At 56.9% G+C, this 26,048-nt stretch carries 22 protein-coding genes; 4 read left to right on the plus strand and 18 right to left on the minus strand.

Going from position 1 to position 26,048, the window contains the following annotated elements; genetic code table 11:
• Positions 1 to 33: 33 nt before the first annotated feature.
• Positions 34 to 1,155, plus strand: coding sequence for a cytochrome c3 family protein (locus ABWH92_RS10650; RefSeq protein ID WP_375568168.1), 1,122 nt, complete (start codon positions 34 to 36; stop codon positions 1,153 to 1,155).
• A 42-nt stretch (positions 1,156 to 1,197) separates the two neighbouring features.
• Entirely contained in the window at positions 1,198 to 2,367 is a 1,170-nt protein-coding gene (locus tag ABWH92_RS10655) for a cation:proton antiporter (RefSeq protein ID WP_375568170.1), read from the plus strand.
• A gap of 10 nt (positions 2,368 to 2,377) precedes the next feature.
• Here ABWH92_RS10655 and ABWH92_RS10660 read toward each other — a convergent pair whose 3' ends face one another.
• The 15 genes from ABWH92_RS10660 to ABWH92_RS10730 all read right to left on the minus strand — a co-directional run bounded on the left by ABWH92_RS10660 (position 2,378) and on the right by ABWH92_RS10730 (position 18,706).
• Positions 2,378 to 5,710, minus strand: coding sequence for an error-prone DNA polymerase (locus ABWH92_RS10660; RefSeq protein WP_375568172.1), 3,333 nt, complete (start codon positions 5,708 to 5,710; stop codon positions 2,378 to 2,380).
• Positions 5,707 to 7,257 (minus strand): DNA polymerase Y family protein, encoded by a 1,551-nt coding sequence (locus ABWH92_RS10665; RefSeq protein ID WP_375568174.1) that lies wholly within the window; start codon positions 7,255 to 7,257, stop codon positions 5,707 to 5,709. Before ABWH92_RS10665 ends, ABWH92_RS10660 begins: the two co-directional genes overlap by 4 nt.
• Positions 7,187 to 8,059 carry an ImuA family protein gene (locus ABWH92_RS10670; protein ID WP_375568176.1) on the minus strand — a complete coding sequence of 291 codons (873 nt, stop codon included), beginning with the start codon at positions 8,057 to 8,059 and terminating at the stop codon, positions 7,187 to 7,189. Before ABWH92_RS10670 ends, ABWH92_RS10665 begins: the two co-directional genes overlap by 71 nt.
• A 138-nt stretch (positions 8,060 to 8,197) precedes the next feature.
• On the minus strand, positions 8,198 to 8,605 hold the full coding sequence (locus tag ABWH92_RS10675; RefSeq protein ID WP_375568178.1) for a universal stress protein: 408 nt from the start codon (positions 8,603 to 8,605) through the stop codon (positions 8,198 to 8,200).
• 51 nt (positions 8,606 to 8,656) lie between these two features.
• Positions 8,657 to 9,724 carry a YeiH family protein gene (locus tag ABWH92_RS10680; protein WP_375568180.1) on the minus strand — a complete coding sequence of 356 codons (1,068 nt, stop codon included), beginning with the start codon at positions 9,722 to 9,724 and terminating at the stop codon, positions 8,657 to 8,659.
• Entirely contained in the window at positions 9,721 to 10,752 is a 1,032-nt protein-coding gene (locus ABWH92_RS10685; protein WP_375568182.1) for an Ldh family oxidoreductase, read from the minus strand. The genes ABWH92_RS10680 and ABWH92_RS10685 overlap by 4 nt, the downstream gene beginning before the upstream one ends.
• A 53-nt stretch (positions 10,753 to 10,805) precedes the next feature.
• Positions 10,806 to 11,987, minus strand: coding sequence for a UxaA family hydrolase (locus ABWH92_RS10690; protein WP_375568184.1), 1,182 nt, complete (start codon positions 11,985 to 11,987; stop codon positions 10,806 to 10,808).
• A 12-nt stretch (positions 11,988 to 11,999) separates the two neighbouring features.
• On the minus strand, positions 12,000 to 12,290 hold the full coding sequence (locus tag ABWH92_RS10695) for a UxaA family hydrolase (RefSeq protein ID WP_375568186.1): 291 nt from the start codon (positions 12,288 to 12,290) through the stop codon (positions 12,000 to 12,002).
• A 10-nt stretch (positions 12,291 to 12,300) separates the two neighbouring features.
• A complete protein-coding gene (locus ABWH92_RS10700) occupies positions 12,301 to 13,293 on the minus strand; it encodes an alcohol dehydrogenase catalytic domain-containing protein (RefSeq protein WP_375568188.1) in 993 nt (330 codons plus the stop codon).
• The gene (locus ABWH92_RS10705) at positions 13,290 to 14,051 is read right to left on the minus strand and encodes an SDR family NAD(P)-dependent oxidoreductase (protein ID WP_375568190.1); all 762 of its coding nucleotides are present in this window, start codon (positions 14,049 to 14,051) and stop codon (positions 13,290 to 13,292) included. The genes ABWH92_RS10700 and ABWH92_RS10705 overlap by 4 nt, the downstream gene beginning before the upstream one ends.
• Positions 14,044 to 15,351: a histidinol dehydrogenase gene (hisD, locus tag ABWH92_RS10710; RefSeq protein WP_375568192.1), complete on the minus strand. Its 1,308-nt coding sequence runs from the start codon at positions 15,349 to 15,351 to the stop codon at positions 14,044 to 14,046. Before hisD ends, ABWH92_RS10705 begins: the two co-directional genes overlap by 8 nt.
• Positions 15,352 to 15,363: 12 nt before the next feature.
• Positions 15,364 to 16,695, minus strand: coding sequence for a TRAP transporter large permease (locus ABWH92_RS10715; RefSeq protein WP_375568194.1), 1,332 nt, complete (start codon positions 16,693 to 16,695; stop codon positions 15,364 to 15,366).
• Positions 16,696 to 16,709: 14 nt separating this feature from the next.
• Entirely contained in the window at positions 16,710 to 17,225 is a 516-nt protein-coding gene (locus ABWH92_RS10720; RefSeq protein ID WP_375568196.1) for a TRAP transporter small permease, read from the minus strand.
• Between the two features lie 129 nt (positions 17,226 to 17,354).
• Positions 17,355 to 18,497 (minus strand): TRAP transporter substrate-binding protein, encoded by a 1,143-nt coding sequence (locus ABWH92_RS10725; protein ID WP_375568198.1) that lies wholly within the window; start codon positions 18,495 to 18,497, stop codon positions 17,355 to 17,357.
• Between the two features lie 17 nt (positions 18,498 to 18,514).
• Positions 18,515 to 18,706 (minus strand): hypothetical protein, encoded by a 192-nt coding sequence (locus tag ABWH92_RS10730; RefSeq protein WP_375568200.1) that lies wholly within the window; start codon positions 18,704 to 18,706, stop codon positions 18,515 to 18,517.
• A gap of 162 nt (positions 18,707 to 18,868) precedes the next feature.
• Between ABWH92_RS10730 and ABWH92_RS10735 the strand changes: the two genes are divergently transcribed.
• Complete coding sequence (locus ABWH92_RS10735) at positions 18,869 to 19,933, plus strand: LacI family DNA-binding transcriptional regulator (protein WP_375568202.1); 1,065 nt, start codon at positions 18,869 to 18,871, stop codon at positions 19,931 to 19,933.
• A 6-nt stretch (positions 19,934 to 19,939) separates the two neighbouring features.
• Here the strand turns inward: ABWH92_RS10735 and ABWH92_RS10740 are convergent, their stop codons facing one another.
• Positions 19,940 to 21,757, minus strand: coding sequence for an AAA family ATPase (locus tag ABWH92_RS10740; RefSeq protein ID WP_375568204.1), 1,818 nt, complete (start codon positions 21,755 to 21,757; stop codon positions 19,940 to 19,942).
• A gap of 390 nt (positions 21,758 to 22,147) precedes the next feature.
• On the opposite strand from ABWH92_RS10740, the gene ABWH92_RS10745 reads away from it, so the two are divergent.
• A complete protein-coding gene (locus ABWH92_RS10745) occupies positions 22,148 to 24,070 on the plus strand; it encodes an acyl CoA:acetate/3-ketoacid CoA transferase (protein ID WP_375568206.1) in 1,923 nt (640 codons plus the stop codon).
• A gap of 4 nt (positions 24,071 to 24,074) precedes the next feature.
• Here the strand turns inward: ABWH92_RS10745 and mgrA are convergent, their stop codons facing one another.
• Positions 24,075 to 25,145, minus strand: a complete 1,071-nt coding sequence (gene mgrA, locus ABWH92_RS10750; RefSeq protein WP_375568207.1) for an L-glyceraldehyde 3-phosphate reductase — start codon at positions 25,143 to 25,145, stop codon at positions 24,075 to 24,077.
• A complete protein-coding gene (cysQ, locus tag ABWH92_RS10755; protein WP_375568209.1) occupies positions 25,138 to 25,989 on the minus strand; it encodes a 3'(2'),5'-bisphosphate nucleotidase CysQ in 852 nt (283 codons plus the stop codon). Before cysQ ends, mgrA begins: the two co-directional genes overlap by 8 nt.
• Positions 25,990 to 26,048: the final 59 nt, after the last annotated feature.

Below are 26,048 nucleotides of genomic sequence, written 5' to 3' on the forward strand. Positions count from 1 at the left end.
GCCTTTCGTTCCAACCGGACAGGATCGACTCCCATGTGCTTGCCCAAACTATTTTTGCCTAAAATCCTCTCTGCTACTGTTCTGATTGCATTGATGGCGCTGCCCATTGGTCACGCCGCGGCTCAGGACGATGCGGGAGAAAATGCGATCCTGCAGCTACAAGGTATTGTGGAAGCGTGGCTGTCGTCGCCGCACGCTGACATCACAAGCCATTCGTTCCATCACTGGGATGAGGATGGCGAAATTCCCGCCACGTGCGCGACATGCCACACGAGTTTTGGCTTCATCGAATATGTGCGTGGCGCTATGGATCAGGCAGGAATCGCACCCCAAGCGATGCCAACTGGTGGCGTAGTGGACTGTGCAGCTTGCCACAGTGAAGCGTCGACAGCGCTGGTTAGCGTGCCATTTCCATCAGGTGTAAGTGTTGACACGTTTGGTAGCTCAGCAACTTGCGCTGTTTGCCACCAAGGGCGCAACGCTGGCACCGATGTTGTTGCAGCCACCGACGGCCTAGATGAGGACGCTGTTTCAGAGGATTTGAGCTTCATCAACGTGCACTATTCGCCCTCAGCGGCAACACTGATGGGGTCGGTAACCGGTGGCGGGTTTGAGTATCCCGGGCGTGACTATCGTGGTCAATTCACTCACGTGCCTGATTTTGCGACCTGCACGAGCTGTCACCAGCCACATAGTCTTGAGCCGGTAGCAATGGAAACGTGCGCGACCTGTCACCAGGATGCTGATACATTTGAAGATATCCGAACAACGCGGATCGATGTTGACGGCGATGGCGACATGGCCGAGGGCATTGCCCATCCAATCCGCACCCTGCACGGTCAGCTTTATGCGGCAATTCAGGCATATGGGTCTGATGTTGCTGGTACGCCGATCATTTATGCCGATCAGTTCCCCTATTTCTTCATCGACAGTGATGGCGATGGCGCTGCGAGTGAGGGCGAGGCGGCGTTTCCCAATCGCTATTCGGCTTGGACACCGCGCCTGCTAAAGGCTGCCTACAACTACCAGTTCATTGCCAAAGATCACGGGGCCTATGCACACAATCCGCACTATGCCCTCCAGCTTCTTTACGACAGCTTGGAGGATCTTAGTGGTCAAGTCTCCGTCGACATGGCGTCTCTAAACCGGCCTTAGACGTTGCACGATAGACCGCTGTTTCTTGCGATGGGCGTCTGAATGGAGGACGCTCATTCGCACGCCCTGGTACTGGTCGCTATCGGCGTTCTGTTTCTAGGTGGCTTGGCGCTGGACGCTTTTGGGCGTCTTGTTCATGTGCCGCGTGTAACGCTTCTGATGCTGCTTGGTGCAGTGCTTGGTCCGCCGCTTTTGGACGTGCTGCCCGATGCGATCGCTGCCGGTAATCCGATCTATACCGACCTGGCGCTGACCATGGTGGCGTTCCTTCTGGGCAGCTCGCTGAGCCGTCAGACCTTGGCCGCGCACGGGCGTGAGATTCTGCTGATTTCTGTCATTGTTGTGATGGTTTCCATCACGGTGGTTGCCGGTGGTCTCTATCTGTTGGGCGTGCCGCTGCCGATTGCGCTGTTGCTGGGCGGCATTTCGGCCGCCACCGCGCCTGCGGCAACTCACGACGTCATCCGACAGTCTGGTAAAACCGGAAAATTCGTCACGAACCTTACTGGTATTGTGGCCATTGACGATGCGTGGGGATTGCTTGCCTTCAGTGTGCTTTTGACCCTTGCCGCGCTTCTTGTTGGCAATGGAACGGACGGTGGCGCCGTCTTTCAGGCCTTTTATGAGGCCTTTGGTGGCATCGCTTTGGGCTTTGCCATCGGGATACCGGCTGCCTTCCTCACTGGCCGCCTGAAACCTGGTGAGCCGTCGCTGGTGGAAGCGATTGGTGTGGTGATGCTATGCACTGGTCTCTCGCTTTACTTCGAGGTGTCGTTTCTGCTTGCCGGCATGGTGTGCGGTGCTGTGATCGTGAACTTCGCCCGCCATCATGAGCGGCCTTTTCACGAGATAGAGCGCATCGAATGGCCGTTCCTGTTGCTCTTCTTCGTGATGGCAGGTGCTTCACTTCATGTGGAGGCGCTGATGGCGCTGGGTGTTGCGGGTGTTGGCTACTGTGTGTTGCGATTTGTCGCCCGTCTTGGCGGCGGGTGGCTTGGTGGGCGCGCCTCCGGTCTTTCAGGCCAGGAGGGTGTGCTGACAGGTATGGCGCTGATGCCGCAGGCAGGTGTTGCCATCGGCATGGCGCTGGTCGCCAGCGACCATTTTCCCGACTATGGCGAGACGCTGGTAACGATCACCATTGCCAGCACAATTTTCTTCGAGATTGTCGGTCCGTTGATGACCCAATACGCTCTGAAGAAGTCGGACTAAGAGCTGAGCCTCAATGAAAATCGCGAGATTTGGGGATGATGCGCACATTGCGTGGGTGCGCGCCGCGGCTTGGCACCACATCTTTGATGCGCGCATCCTTCACAAGCCCTGCTTTCACGCTGTCAGCGCGTGAGAGAACGGGGCGAATAACCTCGTCAGCGCGGGCAAGGCTGTTGGTGGCTGTGTGGAAGGTTGAAAGGCTTTGTAAGTCATCGGTGCGATCGTGCAGGGATGTGGCCATCAAGTGGATCACGCCCTCCTTGCTCTTTTGCACATGGCCCATGACCTGAAGCAGTTTTGAGGCCATGACTTCACGGCGAAACGTTTCAAATCGGCTTGCCCAAAGCACCACGTTCACAATGCCGGTTTCATCCTCCAGCGTAATGAAAATCGCGTTGCCCTTGCCTGGTCGTTGGCGGATGAGCACAACACCGGCAGTCTTCACAAAACGTCCATCTGATGCATCGCTGACTTGTTGGCAGGTCAGAATTTTCTCGGCGTTGAAACGCTCACGTAGCAACGTCATTGGATGCGCTTTGAGCGAAAGGCGGATGGTTTGATAGTCCGCCACCACATGCTCGGCTAGCTTCATCGTGGGCAGGTTTGCATCCGGCTCTTGGCTAAGCTCCTGGCGGTTGGCTGCTTCAAACAAGGGCAGGGGATTGTCATCGGGTAAGCGTCGCACCGCCCAAAGCGCTTCGCGTCGATCCAGCCCCGTGGAGCGGAAAGCGTCGGCCTCTGAGAGAAGCTTCAGTGCGCGGTGGGGCAGGCGCGCGCGCTGCCAAAGGTCCTCGGGGCTCTCATAGTTATGGGTGCGTGCTTCCACCAAACGCTCTGCCCATTCTTCATGGAAACCATCCATTTGGCGAAGGCCAAGGCGGAGAGTTAGCTCACCATCTTCAGGCTCCAGCGTGTTGTCCCATTGGCTGTGGTTGATATCGACTTTGCGCACCTCAACATGGTTTTCCTGCGCGTCGCGTACAATTTGGGCTGGCGCGTAAAACCCCATGGGCTGTGCATTGAGCAGGGAGCAGGCAAACACCGCCGGATGGTAGTGTTTGATCCAAGAGGAGATGTAGACAAGTTTGGCGAAGCTCGCCGCGTGGCTTTCCGGGAATCCATATTCGCCAAAGCCCTTGATCTGGTTGAAACAGCGCTCGGCAAAATCACGCTCATAGCCACGTTTCACCATGCCTTCGACCATCATCTGTTCAAACTTGTGGATCGTGCCCATATGGCGAAACGTGGCCATGGCGCGGCGCAAGCCATTAGCCTGTTCAGGTGTGAACTCTGCGGCGACCATGGCGATCTTCATCGCTTGCTCTTGGAAGAGGGGCACGCCAAGGGTGCGGCCCAGTACGCCGCGTAGTTCATCGGGATCGTGCGGTGGTGCCGGTGAAGGGAAGTTGACCTCTTCCTCACCGTTTCGACGCCGCAGATAGGGGTGCACCATATCGCCCTGGATTGGCCCAGGGCGCACGATGGCAACTTGGATGACGAGGTCATAAAATTCGCGCGGTTTGAGACGCGGCAGCATGTTGATCTGCGCTCGGCTTTCCACCTGAAACACACCAATGGATTCACCGCGACACAACATGTCGTAGACGTTTTGGTCGCCCTCCTCGATGTCATGCATGTCGAGGTGGAGACCTTTGTTCTCGGCCAGCAAATCAAGGCCTTTGCGGATGCAGGTGAGCATGCCGAGCGCCAACACATCGACTTTCATTAGTCCCAGCGCGTCGATGTCATCCTTGTCCCATTCGATGAAGGTGCGATCCTTCATCGCCGCGTTGCCCACTGGCACCAGCGTGTCCAGCCGGTCGCGGGTCAACACAAACCCGCCGACATGCTGGGAGAGGTGACGCGGAAAGCCCATGATCTGATGGGCAAGATCGAGCACGCGATGAATGATTGGGTTCTCCGGATCGAGCCCAGCCTCTTTGATGTGCTTGCTATAGACTTCACGGCCAAAGGACCCCCACACGGTACCGGCCATGCGGGCAGTGACATCCTCGGTCAGCCCCAATGCTTTGCCCACTTCACGTAAGGCGCTGCGTGGGCGGTAAGAGATCACGGTGGCTGCAATGCCGGCCCGGTCACGTCCATAGCGCTCATAGATATGCTGGATGATCTCTTCGCGTCGTTCGTGCTCAAAATCGACATCGATATCGGGCGGTTCTTTGCGCTCAGAGGAGATGAAGCGGGCGAACAAAAGATCATGCTCGGCTGGATCGACCGAGGTGATACCAAGCACGTAGCAGACGGCGGAGTTCGCTGCTGAGCCGCGCCCTTGGCACAAGATACCCTTGTCCTGCGCAACGCGCACAATCTCGTGGATGGTGAGAAAATAGGGTGCGTAATCAAGCTGTTCGATGAGCGCCAATTCATCCTTTAGCAGGCGCGTCACCTTCTCCGGTACACCGGTTTTGTAGTAGCGGTAGGGCGCATGGCGCCAGACCAATTCTTCCAGCCAGTCTTGTGCCGTTCGACCCGGCGGCACAGGCTCATCGGGATAGGTGTAAGCCAACTGATCGAGCGTGAAATCGATACGTGCAAGAATGTGCTGCGTCTCTGCTAGGGCCTTTGATGCCCCCTCAAACAGACGCGCCATTTCCTCGGGCTCTTTGAGATGCCGCTCGGCGTTGGCTTCCAAACGCAAGCCTGCTTCATCCAGCGTGCAGCCTTCGCGAATGCAGGTGACGACATCCTGCAAGGGGCGCTGTTCTGGGCCATGATAGAGCACATCATTGGTTGCAAGCAGTGGTACAGTTGCCTTGTCCGCCTCTGCCTTGAGGGCCTCTAAACGGCGGTGATCATGGCCTTTGCGCCCCATGGTAGCGGCCAACCAGACAGCGCCGGGCGCATGATTGCTGAGTCGTTGCAGTGTATCGCTCAGTTTGGCTGTGCCTGTGTCCGGCATGACGATCAAAAGCAAGCCGCGCACATGGCGCAGCAGGTCATTCAGGGTCAGCGTGCAGTCGCCTTTTTCAGCGCGACGCTTGCCTAAGGTGAGCAGGCGGCAGAGCCGTCCCCATCCTTCTTTGTCTTCCGGATAGGCGAGAATGTCAGGCGTGCCATCGGCAAGGACGAGCCGTGTCCCGACGACCAGTTGGAACGCTTCCGCTTTTGAGCTGAGGCTCTTATCCTCACTCTCGCGCAAGTCTCGCAAAGCATGGTAAGCCCGCGCTACACCAGCGACACTGTTGTGGTCCGCAATGCCTAGCCCCGTGTGGCCTAGCTTAATGGCTTGGCCGACCAGATCGCCAGGGTGCGATGCGCCACGCAGGAACGAGAAGTTGCTTGTTGCTGCCAGCTCAGCATAGGGGGGCGTTTGCTCTTTCATGCAAAAAGCCCGTGCACGAACCAACTCGGATGCTGGGTTTCTTGATTATAAAGGCCTTCGCGAAACACCCAGAAGCGTCGACCCTGACTATCCTCCAAGCGATAATAGTCACGTGTCAGGCTGGCATCATCGTTGCGCCACCATTCCGGCGCGATCCGTTCTGGTCCTTCCGCACGTGCAACCTCATGCAGCACCCGCCGCCAACGGAATTTGAGCGGTGGGCCATCAGGAATTTGCGCAAGGGCTTCGATGCGTTGCGGATGCTGGAACAGGTGGATTGGACGTGATGGTGGCTCATCGGCATCGGGTGTGGCCCAGCGCAGATCGGGCATGTCGATCTGATGGGTGAACGATGTCGAAGGGTAATCCTTGGCGGCAACCTCATAGGCTGCGCGTTCAGGAATGTGCGTTTGCGCGCTGACAAAGCGTTGCACAGCCTCCTTGCCAAGCCGGGTGCTCAAAGTGTCGACAAGGGCGGCGACCTCTTCGTCAGCTTGCTCATGGCTGTCGAGGCTGGTTTGGGGCTGCACAAAGGTGGCGCAAGCGGTCACCGAAAGCCGTAGCAAATCATAGCCAAAGCCAGGATCCAAAGGATCTGCCAAGGTGCTAATGCGCTCTTGAAAGAGACGCATCAACGGGGCTGCTTTGCGGGTGGGAAGAGAAGTTTCCACGGTCAGGCGTCGTACGGCGCCATCGGTGCGAAAGAGACTGGCTTCAAAAGCGGTGCCGCCTTGGCCGCGTTTTTCCAGCATCTTCGCTGCTTGTTCGATCAAATGCTCAATGGTGGCCAGTACGTCCTCTTCGCGGCCAATGGGTTCCCCAAAGCGGCGGTCTACAGTGCAAGGGGGCAGGGGTCTGCGGGCGGTGATGGCAATGTCTTCCTCGCCAAGAACGCGGGAAAGATTTGTGGTGATGTTTGTGCCAAAGCGGGCGGTTAAGGGCGCACGCGGACGTGCGGCAAGGTCACCAATGGTCACCAGGCCAGCGCGATTAAGCGCAAGGGCTGTCTCGTTGCTCATACCAATGGCACCAACAGGCAGGGCCGTGACGGCATCGCGTTCCAGGCCGGTTTCCACAATCGCTCCACCACCAAAGCGAGCCAGCGCGCGGGCGGTATCAGGTGTTGCGGCAATGGCTGACACCACCTCTATACCGACCTTGGTGCAACGTTCTTGCACATCATCACGCATGGCTGCTTCGCCACCGAACAGATGGGCGCAACCGCTGATGTCGAGCAGCACACCACTTTCACCATCAAGGGCGACGAGTGGGGTGTAGCGATCACAGAAGTCTGCCATCCGCTCTAACCAGGCGCTGTCTGCGGACCTGTCCATGTCGATGGCGTTGAGATTGGGCACACGGGCGCGGGCATCGGCCAAAGTCATGCCGGGTAATAGGCCCAAATCTACCGCTTGGCGGCTAACAGCCATCAGCCGCAATGCACTGCGGTGTTTTTCAATGAAAACATTTGGCGCGTCAGCCTGTTCCGGTGCGCCGCTCTGCCGTTGCAGCCGATTGGCGGGCAGAAAGGGGAACCACAGTGCCAAGTACCGGCTTGCCACGTGTTGGCTTGTCTGGATACCGTGTTTCGAGCTGTCTTTTTGCTGTTTGCGATAGGCTGTTGGTTCGGTCAATGGATCGGAACTGGCTGAGGTCATGGTGCCACTCCACACGCCAGCTTTGTCCATGGGTGCCGGCTTTGTTGCGTAAAAGGGTGAGGTTGAAGGCTGGATGCCCCGGTGCATTGGCAGCCAATGCTTGCGATGGCGCTGCTTGAACTTGCCAGCGGGTGAACGCAGCGCTGGACTGCTCTTTGGCCGCGGCCCGTAGAAGCAACGGTGTTGTGCCTGAATGTTCGGCGGCCAGTGCTAAACGTCGTGTTGCGGTTAGATCGAGGTCTTTGGGCTCACCCCAAGCTTCGATCAGTACTGCTGCAAGCGAAGCACAACGCGTGGCTTCCAGTGCTGCGGACAAAAGATGGGCCGCTTTGTTCACCCGCACACTGATCAGACGCGCAGGATCGAACCCGATATTGGCCAATCCGTGAGGGTAGAGCCGCCCCATTTCGCTTTCGCTCATGGTTTGGCGAATCCACACCACTGGGCGTGCTCTTTGAGTCTGTGTGTCAGGCGCCATGCGTTGGACGAGACCGGCGGTGAATCCACTGGTTGCAGCCATGTCTGCAGCTTTTACGGCATACACTTCATGCAACAGACCAAGGCCAAGTCCGCCTTTTAGGTGCGTATCGATAGCTGGCACACCAAGAGCAACATGGCCGTGTGCGCGATGGTGGTGGTTAGGTGCCAATGCCTCCAACTGGCGGCGTAATTGGATGACAGACGAGTTCATAGCTCAGGCGCTCAAGCACATTGTTCATGTTTTGTTCTTATAACAAACTCAGGCGAGCCAAGAGTCAATCGCTATGATGATTTTAGGCGTGATCATGTGCGATGGCGTGCTGACGCCACCGCACCAACTCTTTTGCGATTATCGCAGCACAAGCACTGAGCAATGCGAGCGACGCACAACACGTGCGGTTGTTGAACCGAGCGCATAATCACTCACGCCAGGGGCTTGCGAGCCCATGATGATCAATTCAACACCGTTCTGGTCGGCATAGCGGGCAATCTCCACGCCTGGTTTGCCAGTGATCACTTTGCAGACAATGTCCGATGCGTCGCCGGCCACGCCCTCCAGTTTACCCAGAATGCTGGTCGTCAGATGATTTTCTGACTTCACGGTCACAAACTCGGCGACAAAGCCGCTGACCTGCTCAAGCACAGTCAAAAGGGTGATCTTGCCGCCTGGAGCCAGCATTTCTCGAGCTCGGACAAGTTTTTGCGCGACAAGTGTTTCATGGTCGAGCGCGACGGGGATGAGGATTGAGTTGTACATAGCGTTCCTTTCTGGCGTCCTTTCCTATCGGTTGCCATCGGGGGGGCATCATCAAAGCGCGATGATACCCAAGGCGTGAAGCCCAAGCCCGAAGAAGATTGCAATGAAGAGGGTCTGTGCAATGAGAAGAGCAGCTGCCGGCTTGCCAACTTTCACCACATCGCCAAGGCGGGTTTTGAGGCCAACGGCGGCGATGGCGAGCAGAAGAAGCCACCCTGACAGCGTGGCAGCTATCTGGGTGAGGATTGGTGGGACGGCAAAAAACGAGTTGATAGCGGCCAGCAAAATGAAAACCACCACAAAACCTGGCATAAGCGGCGGGCGTGTACCGCTCGTGGCATCATTCTGATCCCGTGATGCGCTAACGACCCGTATGATCAAGGCAGCGCCGATCACAATGGGTGCGAGCATGGACACGCGCAACAGTTTCACCAGCGTTGCCGTCTCTCCGGCCTCATTTGAGAGAGAGAAACCTGCGCCAACAACCTGTGCCACATCGTGAATGGTGGCCCCTAGAAAGACCCCTGCCACATAATCGTTGAGTCCAAAGAATTGCGTCACCGGCGGGTAGGCGATCATGGCAACTGTCGACAGCACGGTGACGCCAACAATGGTAAAGACCAACCGATCTTCTGAGCGTTCATCACGTGGCAGCACAGCTGCGATCGCGATAGCAGCTGACGCGCCGCAGATCGCCACAGCACCCGCCGACAAGAACCCGAAACGATATTGAAACCCTGCAAGGCGGGCCGTCAGCAACCCAAAGGCGATGGTTGCAAAAACGGCGCCTGCAATGAGCAAGACGGTGGGCAGGCCAAGGCCTGTCACCATCTCAAAACTGATGCGAGCCCCAAGAAGCGCAACGCCGATGCGCAAAACAGGTTTGGCGCCATAGGCGATGCCTGGTTTGCAGCGCGGGACTTGCGACAAGAAATTCAGCATCAGGCCGATGACCAGTGCCATCAGCATGGCAGGCACTTGCGAGTTGTCGGCGATGAACTGGCTGGCCATTGCGATGAGCGCGGCAAGCGCAAGGCCGGGGAAGAAATCATAGATCCGCTGCCACCACGTGTCGGGGGCTTCGGTGAGGGCAATATTGGCCTGGGTTTGATCGGTCATTGCAGCCCACCTGCTACGCGCAACTCTTCGCCGGCGAGCGCTTGCACGCGGCGAATGTAGTGGCGTGGCACATAGAGGCCGTGTTGGTGGGCGGTTTTGATGCTGGCCGCACGACGCTCTCCAGGCAGGCGAGCACCATCCAAATCATTGATGGTTGTGAGCAGTTCCTCCAGCCTCTCGGCAAAGCCTGATTGCTCATGCGGTTTTAGCGCAATGAGAAACTGTCCAACCCGAGGCGCTGGGCCATCGGCGGTGAAAAAAGATGACGCTTCGCGGCTCATGGCGGCGCCTGTAAGCAGGGCTGCCAGAATTTCTACCATCAGGGCCAGTGACGTGCCTTTGGCTTCACCAATCGGCACCATGGTGCCTTCAAGGGCTTCTTGAGGATCGGTGGTGGGGTGGCCGTTTGCGTCCAAGGCCCAATCATGAGGGATGGGCGAACCCGACTTAGCCGCATGCATCACTTTCCCGCGGGCAACACGGCTCAAGGAAAGGTCGATGATCAAGGGTGAAGTGTGGGCGCGGGGCGCAGCAAAGGCGATGGGGTTTGTGCCGAACACAGGCTTGGAAGAGCCCCACGGAGCCATAGCAGCAGGGGCATTGGCGAACATCATCGCCACCAAACCTTGCTCTGCCAGCGTTTCAACATGTTGAGAGAGAGCGCCACAATGATGGGAATTGGTGACAGCCATGGTTGCCACGCCTTGAGCATTGGCAATGTCTGCGCCACGGGCGACGGCTTGCTCAAGCGCTGGGTAGGCGAACCCAAAGCCTGCGTCTGTCAGAAGGCTGGAAGGCGCAAGGTTTGTGGTGTTTGGCTTGGCTGTACCATTGATCTTGCCGCTCAAGACCTGCGCCACATAATCATCAATACGCGAGAATCCATGGCCTGATTGACCTTCCGCCTCAGCGCCAACCAATGCGCGCGCAACGCTTGCTGCGGTATCGGCTGGCACGCCATTGGCCGTGAAAGCTGACGATACCAGCACGTTCGCTTCGTTTATGCTGATGCGAACCCGGTCGCTCATGGGCATATCCTGGTGGCGGGCGGCGCTCATGACGCCGCCCGCAGGGATGGAGACTAAGCGCTGCGATAGAGCTTGGTCATCGAGAACTCGCGGTGACCAAGGGCTTCAGCGGCTGTGTTGCGACCATTGGCCGTGCGGCGGATCATTTCGATCAAGGCATCACCTGCCTCATCAATGGTCTGCTCGCGGCGCAAGATACCCGACACGTCGACGTCCACATGCTCGCCCATGGTGCGCACGGTGCGTGGGTTCGCGGTGATTTTGATCACTGGAACGATGGGGTTGCCGACCACATTGCCTTGCCCGGTTGGGAAGGTGTGGATGACAGCACCACCAGCGGCCATCAGCGTCACGCATTCAGCTGCGGCTGATGAGGAGTCCATGAAGTAGAGGCCATCGCCTTTGCCTGGGGCCTCAGCAGGCTCCAGAATATCGATGTATTGCGATGTCCGGCCAATCTTCTCCAGATTGCCAAGGGCTTTTTCCTCGATGGTGGTCAGGCCGCCTTCGATGTTGCCTTTGGTCGGCTGACTGTCGGAAAGATCATCGGTCTGGTGGGCGAAGATGACGTCGTCCTGATAGGCCTTCCACATCTTGTACCAACGTTCGCCAACCTCTTCATTGATGGCGCGTTTCTGACAGATGTGCTCAGCACCCGTGATCTCAGACGTTTCACCGAAGAAACCTGTGATGCCTTCTGGCAGAAGCTTGTCGTACATGTTGCCAACGGTCGGGCAGGACCCAAGACCTGTGGTGGTGTCAGACTCACCGCATTTAGTGGACACCCAAAGCTCTTTGACCGAGCACTCTTCGCGCTGGATCTCTGAGGCCTGATGAACGAACTCTTTTGCGGCCCAAGAGGCGGCGCGAATGGTTTCCAGATCGCCTTTTTGCTCAATGGAGAATTCAGCAACCGGCTTGCCGGTTTTGCGAATGCCGTCCGCAATGCGTTTGGTCCAGCCAGGCTCGATGCCGATCACCACAACTGAATGAACATTGGGGTTGGCGCCGGTGCCGATGATGGTGCGGAAATGCAGCTCAAGGTCTTCACCGAACTGCAAACGACCATAGGCATGCGGGATCGCCAGCGTGCCTTTGATGTTGTTGGCCACCGCCTCACAAGCGGCATTGGAGATGTCGTCCACCGGCAAGATCAGAACGTGGTTGCGCACGCCCACCCGACCGTTTTCGCGCCGGTAGCCATGAAACGTGATGTTTGAGTATTTCGATGCCATGGTTGGGGGTCCTTACCAGCGCTTGGTTTTGCAGTTGTGGGTGTGCAGATGCTCGCCCTGGGCAACGTCGGCGACAATTTTGCCGATGTCTTCGCCGTACTTCATGCAGGTGTCGCCAGTCTTCAGGTCTTTCAGCGCAACCTTGTGACCAATGGGAACGTCGTGCTTGGCAGTCAGGCGAAACGTGGAGTTGTCGTGGGTGATGCAGCACAACATGTCGGTGCCAGCGGTCAGCCCTTCGACCACAACCACGCCGACATTGTCGGCCTGCTCATGAACAAGAAGGTGTGGGATTTCAGACATGAATGTCTCCTCAAATGTTTGGTTTTAAGATGATTTTTGGCGCTGCAACCGTGCTTGACCGGATTGCTTGAAAGGCGGCTTGGCCTTTTTCAAGTGGCCAATCTTGCGTCCAGTTGAGAGCACCAAGGCGTCCATCGAACATCGCGTGCGCGGTGTCTCGAAAGTCTTGTGCGGTGTAGGTGTAGGTGCCGATGAAGGCGATCTCCTGCAGCGTCATACGCCTCACATCCAGGCCGCCTGAGGCACTGCCAAGGCCGATGTGAACGATGACCCCGCCAGGTGTGGCATGAGCGGAGGCTTGCGCGCGCGAAGCTTCGATGCCGACACCATCAACGATGATGTCGAAGAACTGGTTGTTGCCCAGTGCCTCAGGTGCACAGCTTTTCTGGCCACATGTTTCTTCTAGGTAGGTACGCCGCCCGGCGTTGGGCTCGATGATCAAGACATCGCCTACGCCTTGGGCCCTCAGGCTGAGAGCTGCGCCCAAGCCAATCGCGCCACCACCCATCACGAGTGCCTGAGCATCGTTGGAGTTCTGAAGCTGAGTTTTGGCGATGCGCACAGCGTGCCAGCCGCAGGCGATGGGCTCGGTCAACGCCGCTTGATCGCTGTTGACTGTTTCTGGCAAAGCCACCACATTGCGTTCTGGGATCGCCAGTAGCTCTGCAAAACCGCCTTCGCGCGGCTGCATGGATATGATTTGTCGACCGGGGCAGAGATTGTCGCGACCCGATACGCAAGCTTTGCAGTGGCCGCATGTTACGAGCGGGTTCACTGTCACGCGCTGGCCGCTGTTTGGTCCACTTGTCAGTGTACCGCTCACCTCGTGCCCGAGGATCAGCGGGGCAGGGCGGCGTTCATCGTGCCCCAAAAAGGCATGCATGTCCGAGCCGCAGATCCCAACGCTTTCCACCTGCACCATGACTTCGCCGTCCGATGCAACAGGATCGGCGACGTCGCGGTACTCAAGGGCCTCTGGCCCTGTGTAAACCAAGGCCTTCATTTGGCGGTGTACCCTCCGTCAAGCATCAGCACTTGGCCGGTGACGTAGGCGCTTGCGTTTGAACAAAGAAACAGCAATGGGCCGTCTAGGTCTGTGAGTTCGCCATTGCGGCCAATGCAGGTTTGCGCGGCGTTGCGGGCAGCCCGTTCTGGGTCATCGAAGACGGCGGCGGTTAGCTCAGTGCGAAAGAACCCCGGTCCAATGGCGTTTGCCGTTATGCCATCGCTCGACCAGGCCTGCGCCATGGCGCGTGTTAACTGCCCGATACCGCCTTTGGATGCTCCATAGGAGATACCGCCTGGGAAGGCGCGCGTGGTTTGTAAACTGGCGAAATTCACGATGCGGCCCCAGCCTGCTTGACGCATGGCTGGCACGAGGGCTTGGCTCAAGAAAAAGGGAGCGGCCAGGTTCAAGTCCATGGTCACATCCCAACCTTCGGGTGTGACCTCGTCGGCTGGCTGACGATTGTTGATGCCGGCTGCATGAATCAGGATCGATGGCGATCCGAAAGGCTCAGCTACCTGCGTGGCGATGTCGTTCAGCGAGGCGCGATCAGATAGATCGGCTTCGACGCCGCGCACATTGTCTCCGCCCTCTGTTTGAAGGTCATCCAACGCAGATCTGCGGCGGGCAACGCCGACAACACGTGCACCGGCACGAGCCAAAACCAGCGCAGCGTGCCGACCAAGGCCAGCACTTGCGCCGGTAACGCAAGCAACACGCCCACGCACATCAAAGAGGGCAGATGGGTCAGTCATTCGCCGTCAGATCAAAACGCTCTTCAGGGAAGTATTTGTGCAAACGGATATCGGCTGTACGGGCATGACCCTCCATGCCTTCCAGTCGCGAGATGCGTGCGGTGGCTTCTGCAACCGGTTTGGCGCCTTCGCGTGTTGCACGCTGCCAGGTCACGATCTTCATGAACTTGTGGACCGATAAGCCGCCAGTGTAGGTCGCGGCGCCCGAGGTTGGCAGCACGTGGTTGGTACCCGAGGCTTTGTCGCCAAAGGCAACCGTCGTCTCTTCGCCAAGGAACAACGAGCCATAGCAGGAAAGGCGGGCCAACCACCAATCCAAATCATCGGCTTGAACGGTCAGATGCTCAGGCGCGTAGGAGTCCGATGTTGCGGCCATCTCGTCGCGATTGGAGCAGAGAATGACTTCGGCGTAATCGCGCCAGGCCGCCGTCGCATTATCGCGGTTCACCTCTGGCAAGTCGTCGATCAGCTCTGGAACGAGGCGCATCACTTCTTCGGCCAATGGACGGTTGTCCGTCACCAGCCAAACTGGCGAGTTGTAGCCGTGTTCGGCTTGGCCAACGAGATCAGCTGCCACCACCTTTGGATCGGCTGTCTTATCAGCCAGGATCAAGCTGTCGGTTGGGCCCGCGATCATGTCGATGCCGACACGGCCAAACAGGATACGCTTGGCCTCGGCCACAAACTGGTTGCCCGGCCCGACAAGGATGTTGGCTTTAGGCAGGCCAAACAAGCCAAAGGTCATGGCAGCAACGCCTTGGACGCCGCCCATTGCTAGGATCTTATCGGCACCGCATTTGTGTGCGGTGTAGACAATGGCCGGGTTGATCCCGATACCTGGCCGAGGCGGGGAGCAGGCAACGATATGGTCGCAGCCAGCCACCTTGGCGGTCGTCACTGTCATGATCGCGCTGGCGATATGACTGTAGCGCCCACCAGGAACGTAACAACCAGCCGCAGAGACCGGAATGGTGCGCTGACCGGCGACCAATCCTGGCACCACTTCAACTTCCACATCTTGCAAGGTGCTGCGTTGCGCTTCAGCGAAGCGCTTCACATTGGCATGAGCGAAGTCGATGTCGCGTTTCAGCCGATCAGGGACTTGAGCCGATGCTGCTGCAATGTCTTCCTGGGACAGCAGTACCGGGCCTTCGTATTTGTCGAACTTGGCGGCGTACTCGAGTGCTTTGACATCGCCACCAGCTTCGATTTCATCAAGAATTGTCTGGACAATCTTGTTGGTGTCCGACGCATCACTCTCAGCTGTGAGTGGGGCTTTCTTCAGGTACTCAATAGTCATTAAACGCACGTCCTATCGGAAATTATCTGGCAGAAGAGACGTGGAGAAGGCCGGTATGTAGGCGATCATCAACGTCACAATCAGCATGAAGAAGACAAAGGGAATGGCGCGGTAGGCGATCTTCAAAATCGACTCGCCGGTTATCCCCGACACCACGAACAGGTTGAGCCCAAGGGGGGGTGTAATGAAGCCCACCCCAAGCGCTGTGATCATCATGATGCAGAACTGGATCTGGTTCATTTCGATCTCTTGCGCGAGCGGCCAGAGGATCGGTGCCAGGATCACAATGTTTGGCGTTGTCTCCATCACGCAGCCAGCTGAGATGAGGATGATCACCATCATCAGGATGAGGATGTATTCGTTCTCGCTGACCGATGTCAGCGCGCCAACAAAGCCCTGCGGTACACCAATGATGGCGAGCGCTTCGGCCAGCGGAATGGAAAAGGCGATGATCGGCAGGATCACACCGTTCACTTTCGCCGAGCTCACCAGCATTGCCGGAAAGTCGGAGAACTTCAGAGTCCTGATGATGAAGCCGATGATGATGGTTACCACCACTGCCACAGCGCCAGCCTCAGTCGGCGTCAAACGACCAGAGAAAATGCCGTAGAAGATGATGCCTGGAACAAGGAAAGCGTACCAACCGGACTTAATGGTTTTCCAAAGGTTCGCAGCCCATTCGCTGGCCGTCATGATGCCGCCGCCTTCCCAGAGGTTGAGACGGTTCATGACAATGTTTGTGACCAGGATGGAGAACAGGATCAGAAGCCCGGGGATCACGGCCGCCAAAAACAGTGTGGACACCGCAACACCCAGCACGAGGCCGATAATGATGTAGGCAATCGATGGCGGGATAAGGATGCCAGTACACGCACCAGCGGCAACCAGTGCACAGGCATAGGGGCGTGGGTAACCGCTCTCAACAAGCCGATCGATGGTCATGCGACCCACAGCCGCCGCACCGGCAGCATCAGAGCCTGAGATTGCCGCGAACATGCCGCACACGAGAACCGTGGCAGAGCCAAAGCCACCTTTGGCCCAGCAGGTCAGCGCCTCAGCAACATCCAAGAACTTCCGGCTGAGCCCCGTTCGCACCAGCACGTCGCCGGTGAGGATGAAAAGCGGTACAGCGGTCAGCGCGAAGGCGTCGATACCAGAAAACAGTTTCTCGCCGACAAGGCTGAGAGGAAGCGCTTGCGACCAAACCAACATCAAGATGGTGGCTGATCCGATGGCCGCCCAAACAGGCACGGCCAACGCGACGAGAACAACGAAAAGAATAACGGGAGCGTAAAAGTCCCAGCCAAGAATGAGTTCGGCTGCGCCGAGTTGTTGCCACATCATGACCTGAGCCCTCCCTAATCGAACAGTTTGTCGCCTTCGTAGACCGGACGGCCGTGACGAAGGTCGTTGAGATCACGCAGGAAGGACTGCACGAGGCGGAAGATGACGAGCGCGAAACCAAAGGGCACCGCGAAAAGGAAGAAGTACATACCGACCCGTAGGCCATGGCTGACCGACTGGAATTTCCAGGAGACGTGTACAGATTCCCAGGACCAGTAGAGAGCGATCAAGGCGACCACAAACATGGCAATGTCGCCGAACATGTACAGCAACGCTTTGGCGCGTGGGCCGATGTAGTTCATGATCACATCGATACGAATGTGGCCGCGCTCTTTGACGGCGGCAGCTGCGCCGATCCATGCTAGATAGATGAAGCAGTAGCGCACGATTTCCTCGCCCCAGATGGACGAGTAAGAAAACACCTCGCGGCGCACCACTTCGATGAACATGGTTCCAACGAGCATCACGTAGAACATGAGCAACAACCACCGCTCACCATTCTTATCAATTGCCTTGTACAGTGCCGTCATGAGTTCCTCGCGTGCGGCCAAGATGCATCGCGCGCTCAGCGGTTGCCGAGCATGCGGGTGCAATGCGTTACGGTGCAGGGGGGATGGTGGGTCGGCGCCAACAAAGCGCCGACCGCAAGACGATGCTTATTAGGCGTCGTGGACGTAGAAGCGACCGCGCGTTTCAGCCGCCTCTTCCAGACGTGTGAACGTGTCCATATCGCCAGCCAGGTCCGTTTTAAACGTGTCCCAGTCGCTGTTCTGGTAACCACCAGCATCCTGCCATTCGGCAAGCTGATCATCGGACAGAGTATGGAATTCAACGCCGTTCGCAATCAGCTGTGACATGGCGTAGGAGCGTGCCGATGGAACTTTCGAAAGGTTCTGATGCTGGGTCACTTCGCCAGCAAATTCGATACCTTCTTGAACGTCCGCAGGCAGGCTGTTGAACCACTCAAGATTGATGGAGTAGACCTGACTGTCAGGAACTGCCTGAGTGAAGGTCACGTGGCTGAGAATTTCGCCGAAGCCAAATACGTGCAACGCGCCCACAGATGGGTCAAGCGCATCGGCAACACCCTGACGGATAGCAGACGGTGTTTCGCCCCATGCCACTGGCGTCGGGTTCGCACCCACCATGCGGTAGTATTGCTGGAGCATCGCAGAACCAGGCACGCGGAATTTCACGCCCGACAGATCGCCTGGTGTGATCACAGCGTTACCACCCTGACGAACAGCCACAACACGTGGATCGATCACGATGTAAAACAGCGCTTTGAAGCCGGAGGCTGCGATCTTGGGGTCAACTTCCTGCTTCCATGCGTCGGACGACGTCAGGTTGGTGAAGCGCTGGTTGGAACCGCAGAAGTAAGGCAGGTTGATGAGATCCACCACCGATGCGAACGGTGCAAAGTTCGCCAGGCTGTGCTGTGCACACTGGATCGTTCCACCTTGTACGGCCTGCGCCAATGCGCCACCAGCGCCAAGCTGGCCGCCGGGTGCCAAACGCACATAGACCTTACCGTTCGTCATGTTCTGAACGTTTTCTTTGAGGTCCAGTTGCATGATGGGGTAGCTGCGCGATGCGCCCAGCACATAGGCTGTTGCCAGCGTCATCACGTGGTCAGCTGCGGCTTCGCGCTCGCGCTCTTCAGCAGCTGTCTGTGCCATCGCTTCATCGGAAAGAAGCATGCCACCAGCGCCGGCAACAACAGCGGCCGTGAAGCCACCTTTGGCAGCAAGGCGCATAAAATTGCGTCGCTCTAGCGACTTAATCTGTTTTGTATCGTTCATCGTGTCCTCCCTAGGGATCAGTCTGTTTTTTCATTTTTTGATTTCGCCTTAGCCTCGGCGATGAGGATTGCGGCCGAGAAACTAATCGCGGCGGCAAAGAGCAGCAGCATTTCCTGCACGTTGCTTAGAATGGCCGAACCATCAATCGATCCGGACACAACGTTTCCGACGAAGGCAAGGAACAGCAGAGCGGCGAGTGCAAAGTACATTTTTCTTATCCTTGGTTGCACAATCACGGATATGTAAGCGCTTACATTGTGATATGTAAACCCCTTTGTGCGACATTTTGCACAAGGCTTTCTTTGACCTGATGCCTCCTTTAGGGTGTGAGTGGCCGCTGAAAGACGTGGGTGGAGCAAGAAAGCGTACCAATGACTGCTGCGGAAAGAACCGATGCTCGGGGGTCGGAAAAGCGCCGTCGCGCTGGACCAACGATCCAAGACGTTGCCCGCTTGGCGGGCGTTTCGACCGCAACGGTTTCACGTTGCTTGAACGAGCCTGATCTTGTTATCGCGCCAACACGGGAGCGTGTTTTCAAGGCTGTGGACGAGTTGGGTTATGCGCCCAATTTCAGTGCCAAAACGCTTGCGGCCAACAAGAGCGGTACGATTGGCGCCATCATTCCAACTATGGAGAACGCGATTTTCGCGCGTGGCCTTCAGGCGTTTCAGGAACAATTGGGCGAGTTTGGGTACACGCTTCTGGTCGCCAGTTCGGCTTATCGCCAAGATTTGGAGGCGCAGCAGATTCGCAACCTCGTGGCGCGTGGTGTCGATGCGCTGATGCTCATCGGCTACGATCGTGATCCAGACATTTACGCGTTTTTGGCCAAGCGGGGTCTCCCGTTTGTCAACGCCTGGACCTACAACCGTGACGTTGATGCATCGTCTGTTGGCTTTGACAACCGGGCTGCGATGCGCGGGCTTGCTGAGAAGGTACTAGAGTTTGGTCACAAACGTATTGGCGTCATTTCAGCTCACCGGACGCACAATGACCGTGCGCGGGAGCGCCTTGAGGGTATTCGTGAAGCCTTGAGTGCAAGTGGTATCGGGCAGGACAGTTTGTCGGTGCTGGACGTTAACTATTCCATTGAAAGCGGTGCAATGGCCTTTCGCACGCTTATGGAAGGGAGCAGTCCACCAACGGCTGTTATGTGTGGCAATGATGTGTTGGCAGTTGGCGCCTTGGATATGGCGCGCCAGATGGGTCTTGTCGTCCCCAATGATGTTTCAATCACCGGTTTTGATGACATCGAATTGGCGCAGATCTCTACACCGCGTCTTACCACTGTGCATGTTCCGCATCGTGAAATGGGCCAGCGAGCCGCTGACATCTTGATTGGCATGCTTGGTGGACAGCATTCTGGGCCAAGTACCCTTCTGAAAACACGGATCATGTTGCGCGAGACCTTGGGGCCGGCAGGCGCAGAAGTTTAAGTCTGCCTAGGCCGCTATGCTTGCTTGCTCGGCAAAAGTAAGTACGCCGAAAACCGGTGGCGCGTGATGTTGCCTCAGGCTGAGCAGTGTTTTCTGGATGGTTGGAAGCCTGGTTTTTCCACAACGCATTGCTATCACGGTTGCATCGGCATGGGTGAGTAGCAAGTGGGCATCGTTCGCCTGCAAAGCGGGAGCGCTGTCGATCACGATAACGTCGTATTTGTTGCGCGCAGCATCGACCAGATCGCAAAAACGGTCGCTGACCAGCAACGTGTCTGCTGTTTCCAAAGGCGGCGTGACATTGCCTAAAACGTGCAAGCCTGTCTCTGGGTCGCAAAACGTCAGGTTGCCGATATCGGCCATTGTGCCTTGGCCAGCAAGTACATCTGAAAGCTGCGTTTCCACACCGTCCATTTGCCAGTGCAAACGATCGTAGAGAGCTGACTGTCGCAGATCAGCGTCGATTAACAAGGTCGACTTACCCGATGTTGCTTCGAGCATCGCGTACGCTAACGCCAGCGTGGACTTGCCCTCACCAGCGCGTGACGACGTCATAAGAACGCAAAGCGCTTTTTGTTCGTGTCGTTGAAGGTTTGGGGATGTGTGCAGGTTTCGAGCGATGCGCCTCACGCCTTCTGTGAAATGACACGCTGGAAGCGTTCTAACCAAGTCTTGTGGTGCGTTTGCGTCGAACCGAGAGACACGAGGAAGCACAGCAACGATAGGCAAGTGCGTTGTGCGCTCAATGATGTCGACATCAAAAACGCCCAACCAAACGTGTTCTCGAACCAGACCCAAGCCAACACCAAGGCTGATGCTCGCCATCAGTCCGACCAACCCCACATAAAGCCGCCTTGGTTGATCACTCTTCACGGGGGGAACCGCGCGCGAGAGGATACGTGTTTGTTGGCTTTGATGGGGTGTCACCAACTGGGCACGTCTCCATCGTTGGAGTGCATCCTGATAAATCTCACGCAGGGCTTGCGCCTCACTTTGCAGACGCTGGACGCTAAGCGAAAGGCTCGGGCCGAGATTGTCGGGATCAAGGAAGTCTTGAAGTTGCTGGCGAACGTTGGCTGTTGTCGTCTCTAGAACGGCCAGTTCTTCGTCAATTTCGGCACGCCTGTCATGCAAGTCTTCAAGGGTTTCGGCCGAGTTGACCCCAGATGTAGCTTCTGAGCGCAACAAGCGGGTGAGATCAGCCCTTTCTGCAAAGAGGGAGCGTCGTTCATTGGATAGATGGTCCAGGATATTAGCAACAGCTTCGTTCTGCGTGGGCGTCACCCCACCTTCACGCGCCAGATTGGCTGCTGCTGCAGCCAGCAGCATGTCATCAATACGGCCTTCGACGGATCTCAAGTTGATAGCAAGATCTGCAACCCTTGTAGCCAGGGCTGTCTCAGCGACTGATGCATTCGTGAAACGCGTCTCTCGTCGCGCTGAAAGATGGGCGTCAATCAGTGCATTGGCCAAGTCCGCGGCCCGTTCTGGTGATGGATCGGAGACATCCACACGGATAACGAAGGATTGTCCTAGTCGTTCAATCGTGGTGCGATCGAGCAGGTCCATCGCTGTTTGGATTTCATATCCTATGCGATTTTGTTCTCTGGCCACGGCTGATGTGGCCAAGGACACAACATCGCCCATCACCGTTGATTGTTGGCTGTGCAAATCAGCTACTGGCTGCGTAGCACTGATGGCTCTTTGCCCGATTTCATAAGAGCGCAACATCGCCACTTCGCTGTCGACGATGCTGTTTGCTAGCTGGAATACCGTTACATCGTTGGGCGTTGCCGTTAATTGATGCGTTCCAGGATCGATCACAATCAGAGCTGTTGCCGTATAAGTCTCTTGTACTTGCGAAAGGATCGCAGTGGTTAGAACTCCAACGATCGCTATCGATATAAAGATGATTTTGGATTGACGACGCCTGAAGCTGTTCAAGCGTTGAGGTAGAGAAACCTTGCTGGATGGATTCAAGATAGAAGCGTTGATGCTGGATGAAGAGAGCATAGCGATCACTATCTATTATTGACGCAGCGTAAGTTACTTTTTTATTTTATGTCTTTCTTTTCGTATACTGCATCTACTTACGCTCTTTTTGCGAATCAGCCTTTTGTCGATGCGTGATTCAACGCATGCCTGTTCTCTAGTGTGGTCCACTCGACAGACCGCAACGTCGAGCTAGGATACCGTTCAAAAAAAGGGCGGGCTATGAAAGACAAGATACTCTCCGCGGCTGATGCGGCGGCATTGGTGCGCAGCGGCGACACGATCACCACGTCAGGGTTTGTTGGCATCGGGGTTCCCGAGGCGCTTCTTGGAGCCCTGGAACAACGCTTCATCGAGACAGCGGCGCCGCGTGACCTCACGCTGTTTTTTGCGGCGGGACAGGGTGATGGTAAAGACCGTGGGCTTAATCATCTGGGCCATCCTGGACTTTTGAAGCGCGTTGTCGGTGGCCACTGGGGTCTTATCCCAAAGGTCGGAAGGCTGGCTGTTGATGGCCTGATCGAGGCCTACAATCTCCCACAAGGGGTGGTTAGCCATCTCTATCGTGACATTGCTGCTGGAAAGCCGGGCACGCTCACTCATGTTGGGCTTGGCACTTTTGTCGATCCACGCGTTGAGGGTGGAAAGATCAACGCTATGACAGCCGAAGACCTTGTTAGCGTGATGGAGGTCGCCGGTAGGGAGTATCTTTTTTACAAAGCTTTTCCGGTCGATGTGGCGTTGCTGCGCGGGTCAACCGCCGACCCCGCGGGAAACATTTCCATGGAGCGCGAAGCCCTGGTCATCGATGGGTTGGCACAGGCCATGGCCGTGCGCAATTCAGGCGGCGTGGTCATTGTGCAGGTGGAGCGCATCGCTGCACGGGGCAGTTTGAATCCACGCGAGGTCCAGATTCCCGCCACTTTGGTTGATGCGGTTGTGGTCGCTGAGCCACAGGATCATATGCAGACTTTCGCGACGGCTTATTCTCACTTGTTTGCCGGGCGGTTTCGCGCGCCACCAGGCGCCGCACCCACGATGGACCTTGGTCCTCGTAAGATCATTGCGCGGCGTGCGGCCTTTGAGTTGCCAGTCAATGGTGTCGTCAATCTTGGCATCGGTATGCCGGAGGGTGTTGCTGCGGTCGCTGCTGAAGAGGGATTGCTGGAGCACGTGACACTGACTGCCGAGCCCGGCGTAATGGGCGGTCAGCCGGCATCGGGATTGGATTTTGGCGCAGCGATCAATACTGATGCCATTCTTCCCCAGCATCAGCAGTTCGATTTTTACGATGGCGGTGGGCTGGACCTTGCCGTGCTTGGCATGGCCGAGGTGGACGCGGTCGGCAATGTGAATGTTTCACGCTTTGGACCTCGGCTGGCAGGGGCAGGGGGCTTTATCAACATCAGCCAGAATGCCCGCCAAGTTGTTTTCACCGGCACATTTACCGCTGGTGGATTGGTTGTGGGCTGCAGTGATCAAACGCTATCGATTACAACCGAAGGCAAGGCCCGCAAGCTCTTAGAGCAGGTGCAGCAGGTTACGTTCTCAGGAGCGCGGGCTGCAGACCTTGGCACACCGGTGCTGTTCGTGACCGAGCGCTGCGTCTTCCAACTCACTCAAGATGGTCTGCGTTTGGCGGAGATCGCACCGGGTATCGATGTGCAACGCGACATCCTGGATCAAATGGGTTTTACGCCGCTTGTCGATCAGCCGGACATTATGGACGCCAGAATTTTTGCTGATGAACCCATGGGTTTGCGCGTTGATCTTTTGCATCTGGACTTGGAAGACCGCATTGCGTTGGATGCAGCGACCAATCGCTTGTTTATCAATTTTGAGAAACTGCGCATTCGCACGCGCGATGATGTTGATCAGATTGGCACGCGTGTTGAGACTTTGCTGACGCCCCACGACCAGGCTGTCGATGTGATCGTCAACTACGATGGAACTCGCATTGAGGAGGATGTGGCCAAAGACTACGCCGAAATGGTCGCGGGTCTTGAGGACAAGTATTATGCCCGTGTTACCCGTTACTCATCATCGGCGTTCATGCGTTTGAAGCTCGGACAAACGCTAACGCGGGCGCCACACATATTCGAGACAGCGGACGAGGCGCGCCGCTTCTTGGAACAGGGAGAGTAGGTCGCTAGACGCTTTCTGAAGACTGTTCCCACAGATTGATATCGGCATCGTGGGCGAACTGATCGATCTCGACCAATTCCTGATCGGTGAAATCCAGGTTGGTGACGGCACCAACACAGTCTTCGATCTGCGATGGTTTCGATGCACCAATCAGCGCGGTGGTGATCCCGCCACTACGCAGCACCCAAGCAATGGCCATTTGTGCCAAGGTTTGACCGCGTTTCTCAGCAATCGCGTTGAGCCCGCGGATAGAGGCAAGCGTTGCCTCCGAAAGTGAGCCAGGATCAAGAGACTTGTCTTGCGCTGCCCGACTGCCTTCGGGGATCCCGCCCAAATACTTCTTGGTCAGCAGCCCTTGGGCTAGCGGGGTGAAGGCAATCGAGCCGACGCCAAGTTCCTTCAATGTATCTTTCAGTCCGTCGCGTTCTATCCAGCGGTTGAACAGATTGTAGCTCGGTTGGTGAATGAGGCTGGGTGTGCCCAGCTCTTCCAGAATGGCGACGGCCTCGCGCGTTCGCTGCGAGTTGTAGGAGGAGATCCCAGCGTAAAGGGCTTTGCCGGAGCGTACGATCTGGTCGAGAGCGCCCATGGTTTCTTCCAGTGGCGTGTTCGGGTCAAAGCGGTGCGAGTAGAAGATGTCGACATAATCCAGGCCCATGCGCTTCAGGCTCTGGTCACAGGACGAAATCAGGTATTTGCGCGTTCCCCACTCACCATAGGGTCCTGGCCACATAAGATAGCCCGCCTTGGATGAGATGATCAGTTCATCGCGATAGCCCGCGAAATCAGTGCGCAGAATTTCGCCAAAGGCCTCCTCGGCGCTGCCTGGCGGTGGGCCATAATTGTTGGCGAGATCAAAATGGGTGATCCCGTTGTCGAACGCGGTTCGACAGAGGTCTCGCTTCACCTGATGCGGCGTGTCGTGGCCGAAATTGTGCCAAAGGCCGAGTGAGATCGCTGGTAGCTGCAGGCCAGAAGCGCCGCAACGTCGATAGGCCATGCGTTCGTACCGGTCTTGGGCAGGGGCGTAATTCACTGTCAGCTTCTTCCTGTTTCGCTCGCGTCGATCAGCCATTCGTATCCGTCTTGTTTTTTAGTTTTTCACAGCCCCAAGCTGTGAACGCACCGTTGCGCCATCCGTCTTTACCGAAATGGACACGCATCGGCGCATTGTTTTCATCCAGCACCACGCCACCTGCGGCGTGCAATACAGCGATCCCTGCGGCCGTGTCCCAAACCATTGTTGGGCCGAAGCGAGGATAGACGTCGGCTTGGCCTTCCGCGACCAAGCAGAACTTCAAAGCGGAGCCAATCGTGGTGGTGTTGCATCCACTCATTTTCCCCAAGAAGGCCTGTGTTTTGGCGTCTTTGTGTGACCGGCTGGCCACCGCGCGGATTGGCTGATCGGGGTCTGGGCAGGTGGTGATCTCTCGGATGTCTTCGCTGCTGAGGGTTTCACCGGGATGTACTTTGGCAGCAAAGGCTACGTCTCCGGCCAACCACATCTTGTTATGAGCAGGGGCATAGACCACACCGACCGTTGGAACACCGTTCTCGACCAACGCAATGTTGACGGAGAACTCGCCGTTTTTCTGCACAAACTCTTTGGTGCCGTCGAGCGGGTCAACCACAAAGAACACATCGCCCAGGTCCGATGGGTCTACCGTTTCAGCACTTTCTTCGGAGAGCACTGGGATCGATGGAGCCAGAGTGCGCAGGCCTTTGGCCACAACTTCATCGGCAGCAAGGTCAGCGCGGGTCAGGGGCGATCCATCGGTTTTGTCGATGACGTCAAAACCATCGGCATAAATCGCCATCACCGCTTGCCCTGCTTGTGAGGCAAGATTGGCCAGCGCCAAGGCAAGACCGTCACGATCTTGCGTCCAGTCGATAGAAGAGGGCGGCGTGCCGGTGGCCATGGTGTTTCCAGGCGGATGATCAGAGTCGGACGGTGGCCCAAAGACCGACCTGTGTCTAG

Origin of the sequence: Ahrensia marina (assembly GCF_042140245.1) — a bacterium.
GTDB lineage: Bacteria > Pseudomonadota > Alphaproteobacteria > Rhizobiales > MH13 > MH13.

Coding starts and splice junctions, on each gene's coding strand:
- ABWH92_RS10650 (WP_375568168.1), top strand. CDS start 34: ATGTGCTTGCCCAAACTATTTTTGCCTAAAATCCTCTCTGCTACTGTT.
- ABWH92_RS10655 (WP_375568170.1), top strand. CDS start 1,198: ATGGAGGACGCTCATTCGCACGCCCTGGTACTGGTCGCTATCGGCGTT.
- ABWH92_RS10660 (WP_375568172.1), bottom strand. CDS start 5,710: ATGAAAGAGCAAACGCCCCCCTATGCTGAGCTGGCAGCAACAAGCAAC.
- ABWH92_RS10670 (WP_375568176.1), bottom strand. CDS start 8,059: ATGAACTCGTCTGTCATCCAATTACGCCGCCAGTTGGAGGCATTGGCA.
- ABWH92_RS10675 (WP_375568178.1), bottom strand. CDS start 8,605: ATGTACAACTCAATCCTCATCCCCGTCGCGCTCGACCATGAAACACTT.
- ABWH92_RS10680 (WP_375568180.1), bottom strand. CDS start 9,724: ATGACCGATCAAACCCAGGCCAATATTGCCCTCACCGAAGCCCCCGAC.
- ABWH92_RS10685 (WP_375568182.1), bottom strand. CDS start 10,752: ATGAGCGACCGGGTTCGCATCAGCATAAACGAAGCGAACGTGCTGGTA.
- ABWH92_RS10690 (WP_375568184.1), bottom strand. CDS start 11,987: ATGGCATCGAAATACTCAAACATCACGTTTCATGGCTACCGGCGCGAA.
- ABWH92_RS10695 (WP_375568186.1), bottom strand. CDS start 12,290: ATGTCTGAAATCCCACACCTTCTTGTTCATGAGCAGGCCGACAATGTC.
- ABWH92_RS10700 (WP_375568188.1), bottom strand. CDS start 13,293: ATGAAGGCCTTGGTTTACACAGGGCCAGAGGCCCTTGAGTACCGCGAC.
- ABWH92_RS10705 (WP_375568190.1), bottom strand. CDS start 14,051: ATGACTGACCCATCTGCCCTCTTTGATGTGCGTGGGCGTGTTGCTTGC.
- hisD (WP_375568192.1), bottom strand. CDS start 15,351: ATGACTATTGAGTACCTGAAGAAAGCCCCACTCACAGCTGAGAGTGAT.
- ABWH92_RS10715 (WP_375568194.1), bottom strand. CDS start 16,695: ATGATGTGGCAACAACTCGGCGCAGCCGAACTCATTCTTGGCTGGGAC.
- ABWH92_RS10720 (WP_375568196.1), bottom strand. CDS start 17,225: ATGACGGCACTGTACAAGGCAATTGATAAGAATGGTGAGCGGTGGTTG.
- ABWH92_RS10725 (WP_375568198.1), bottom strand. CDS start 18,497: ATGAACGATACAAAACAGATTAAGTCGCTAGAGCGACGCAATTTTATG.
- ABWH92_RS10730 (WP_375568200.1), bottom strand. CDS start 18,706: ATGTACTTTGCACTCGCCGCTCTGCTGTTCCTTGCCTTCGTCGGAAAC.
- ABWH92_RS10735 (WP_375568202.1), top strand. CDS start 18,869: ATGACTGCTGCGGAAAGAACCGATGCTCGGGGGTCGGAAAAGCGCCGT.
- ABWH92_RS10745 (WP_375568206.1), top strand. CDS start 22,148: ATGAAAGACAAGATACTCTCCGCGGCTGATGCGGCGGCATTGGTGCGC.
- mgrA (WP_375568207.1), bottom strand. CDS start 25,145: ATGGCTGATCGACGCGAGCGAAACAGGAAGAAGCTGACAGTGAATTAC.
- cysQ (WP_375568209.1), bottom strand. CDS start 25,989: ATGGCCACCGGCACGCCGCCCTCTTCTATCGACTGGACGCAAGATCGT.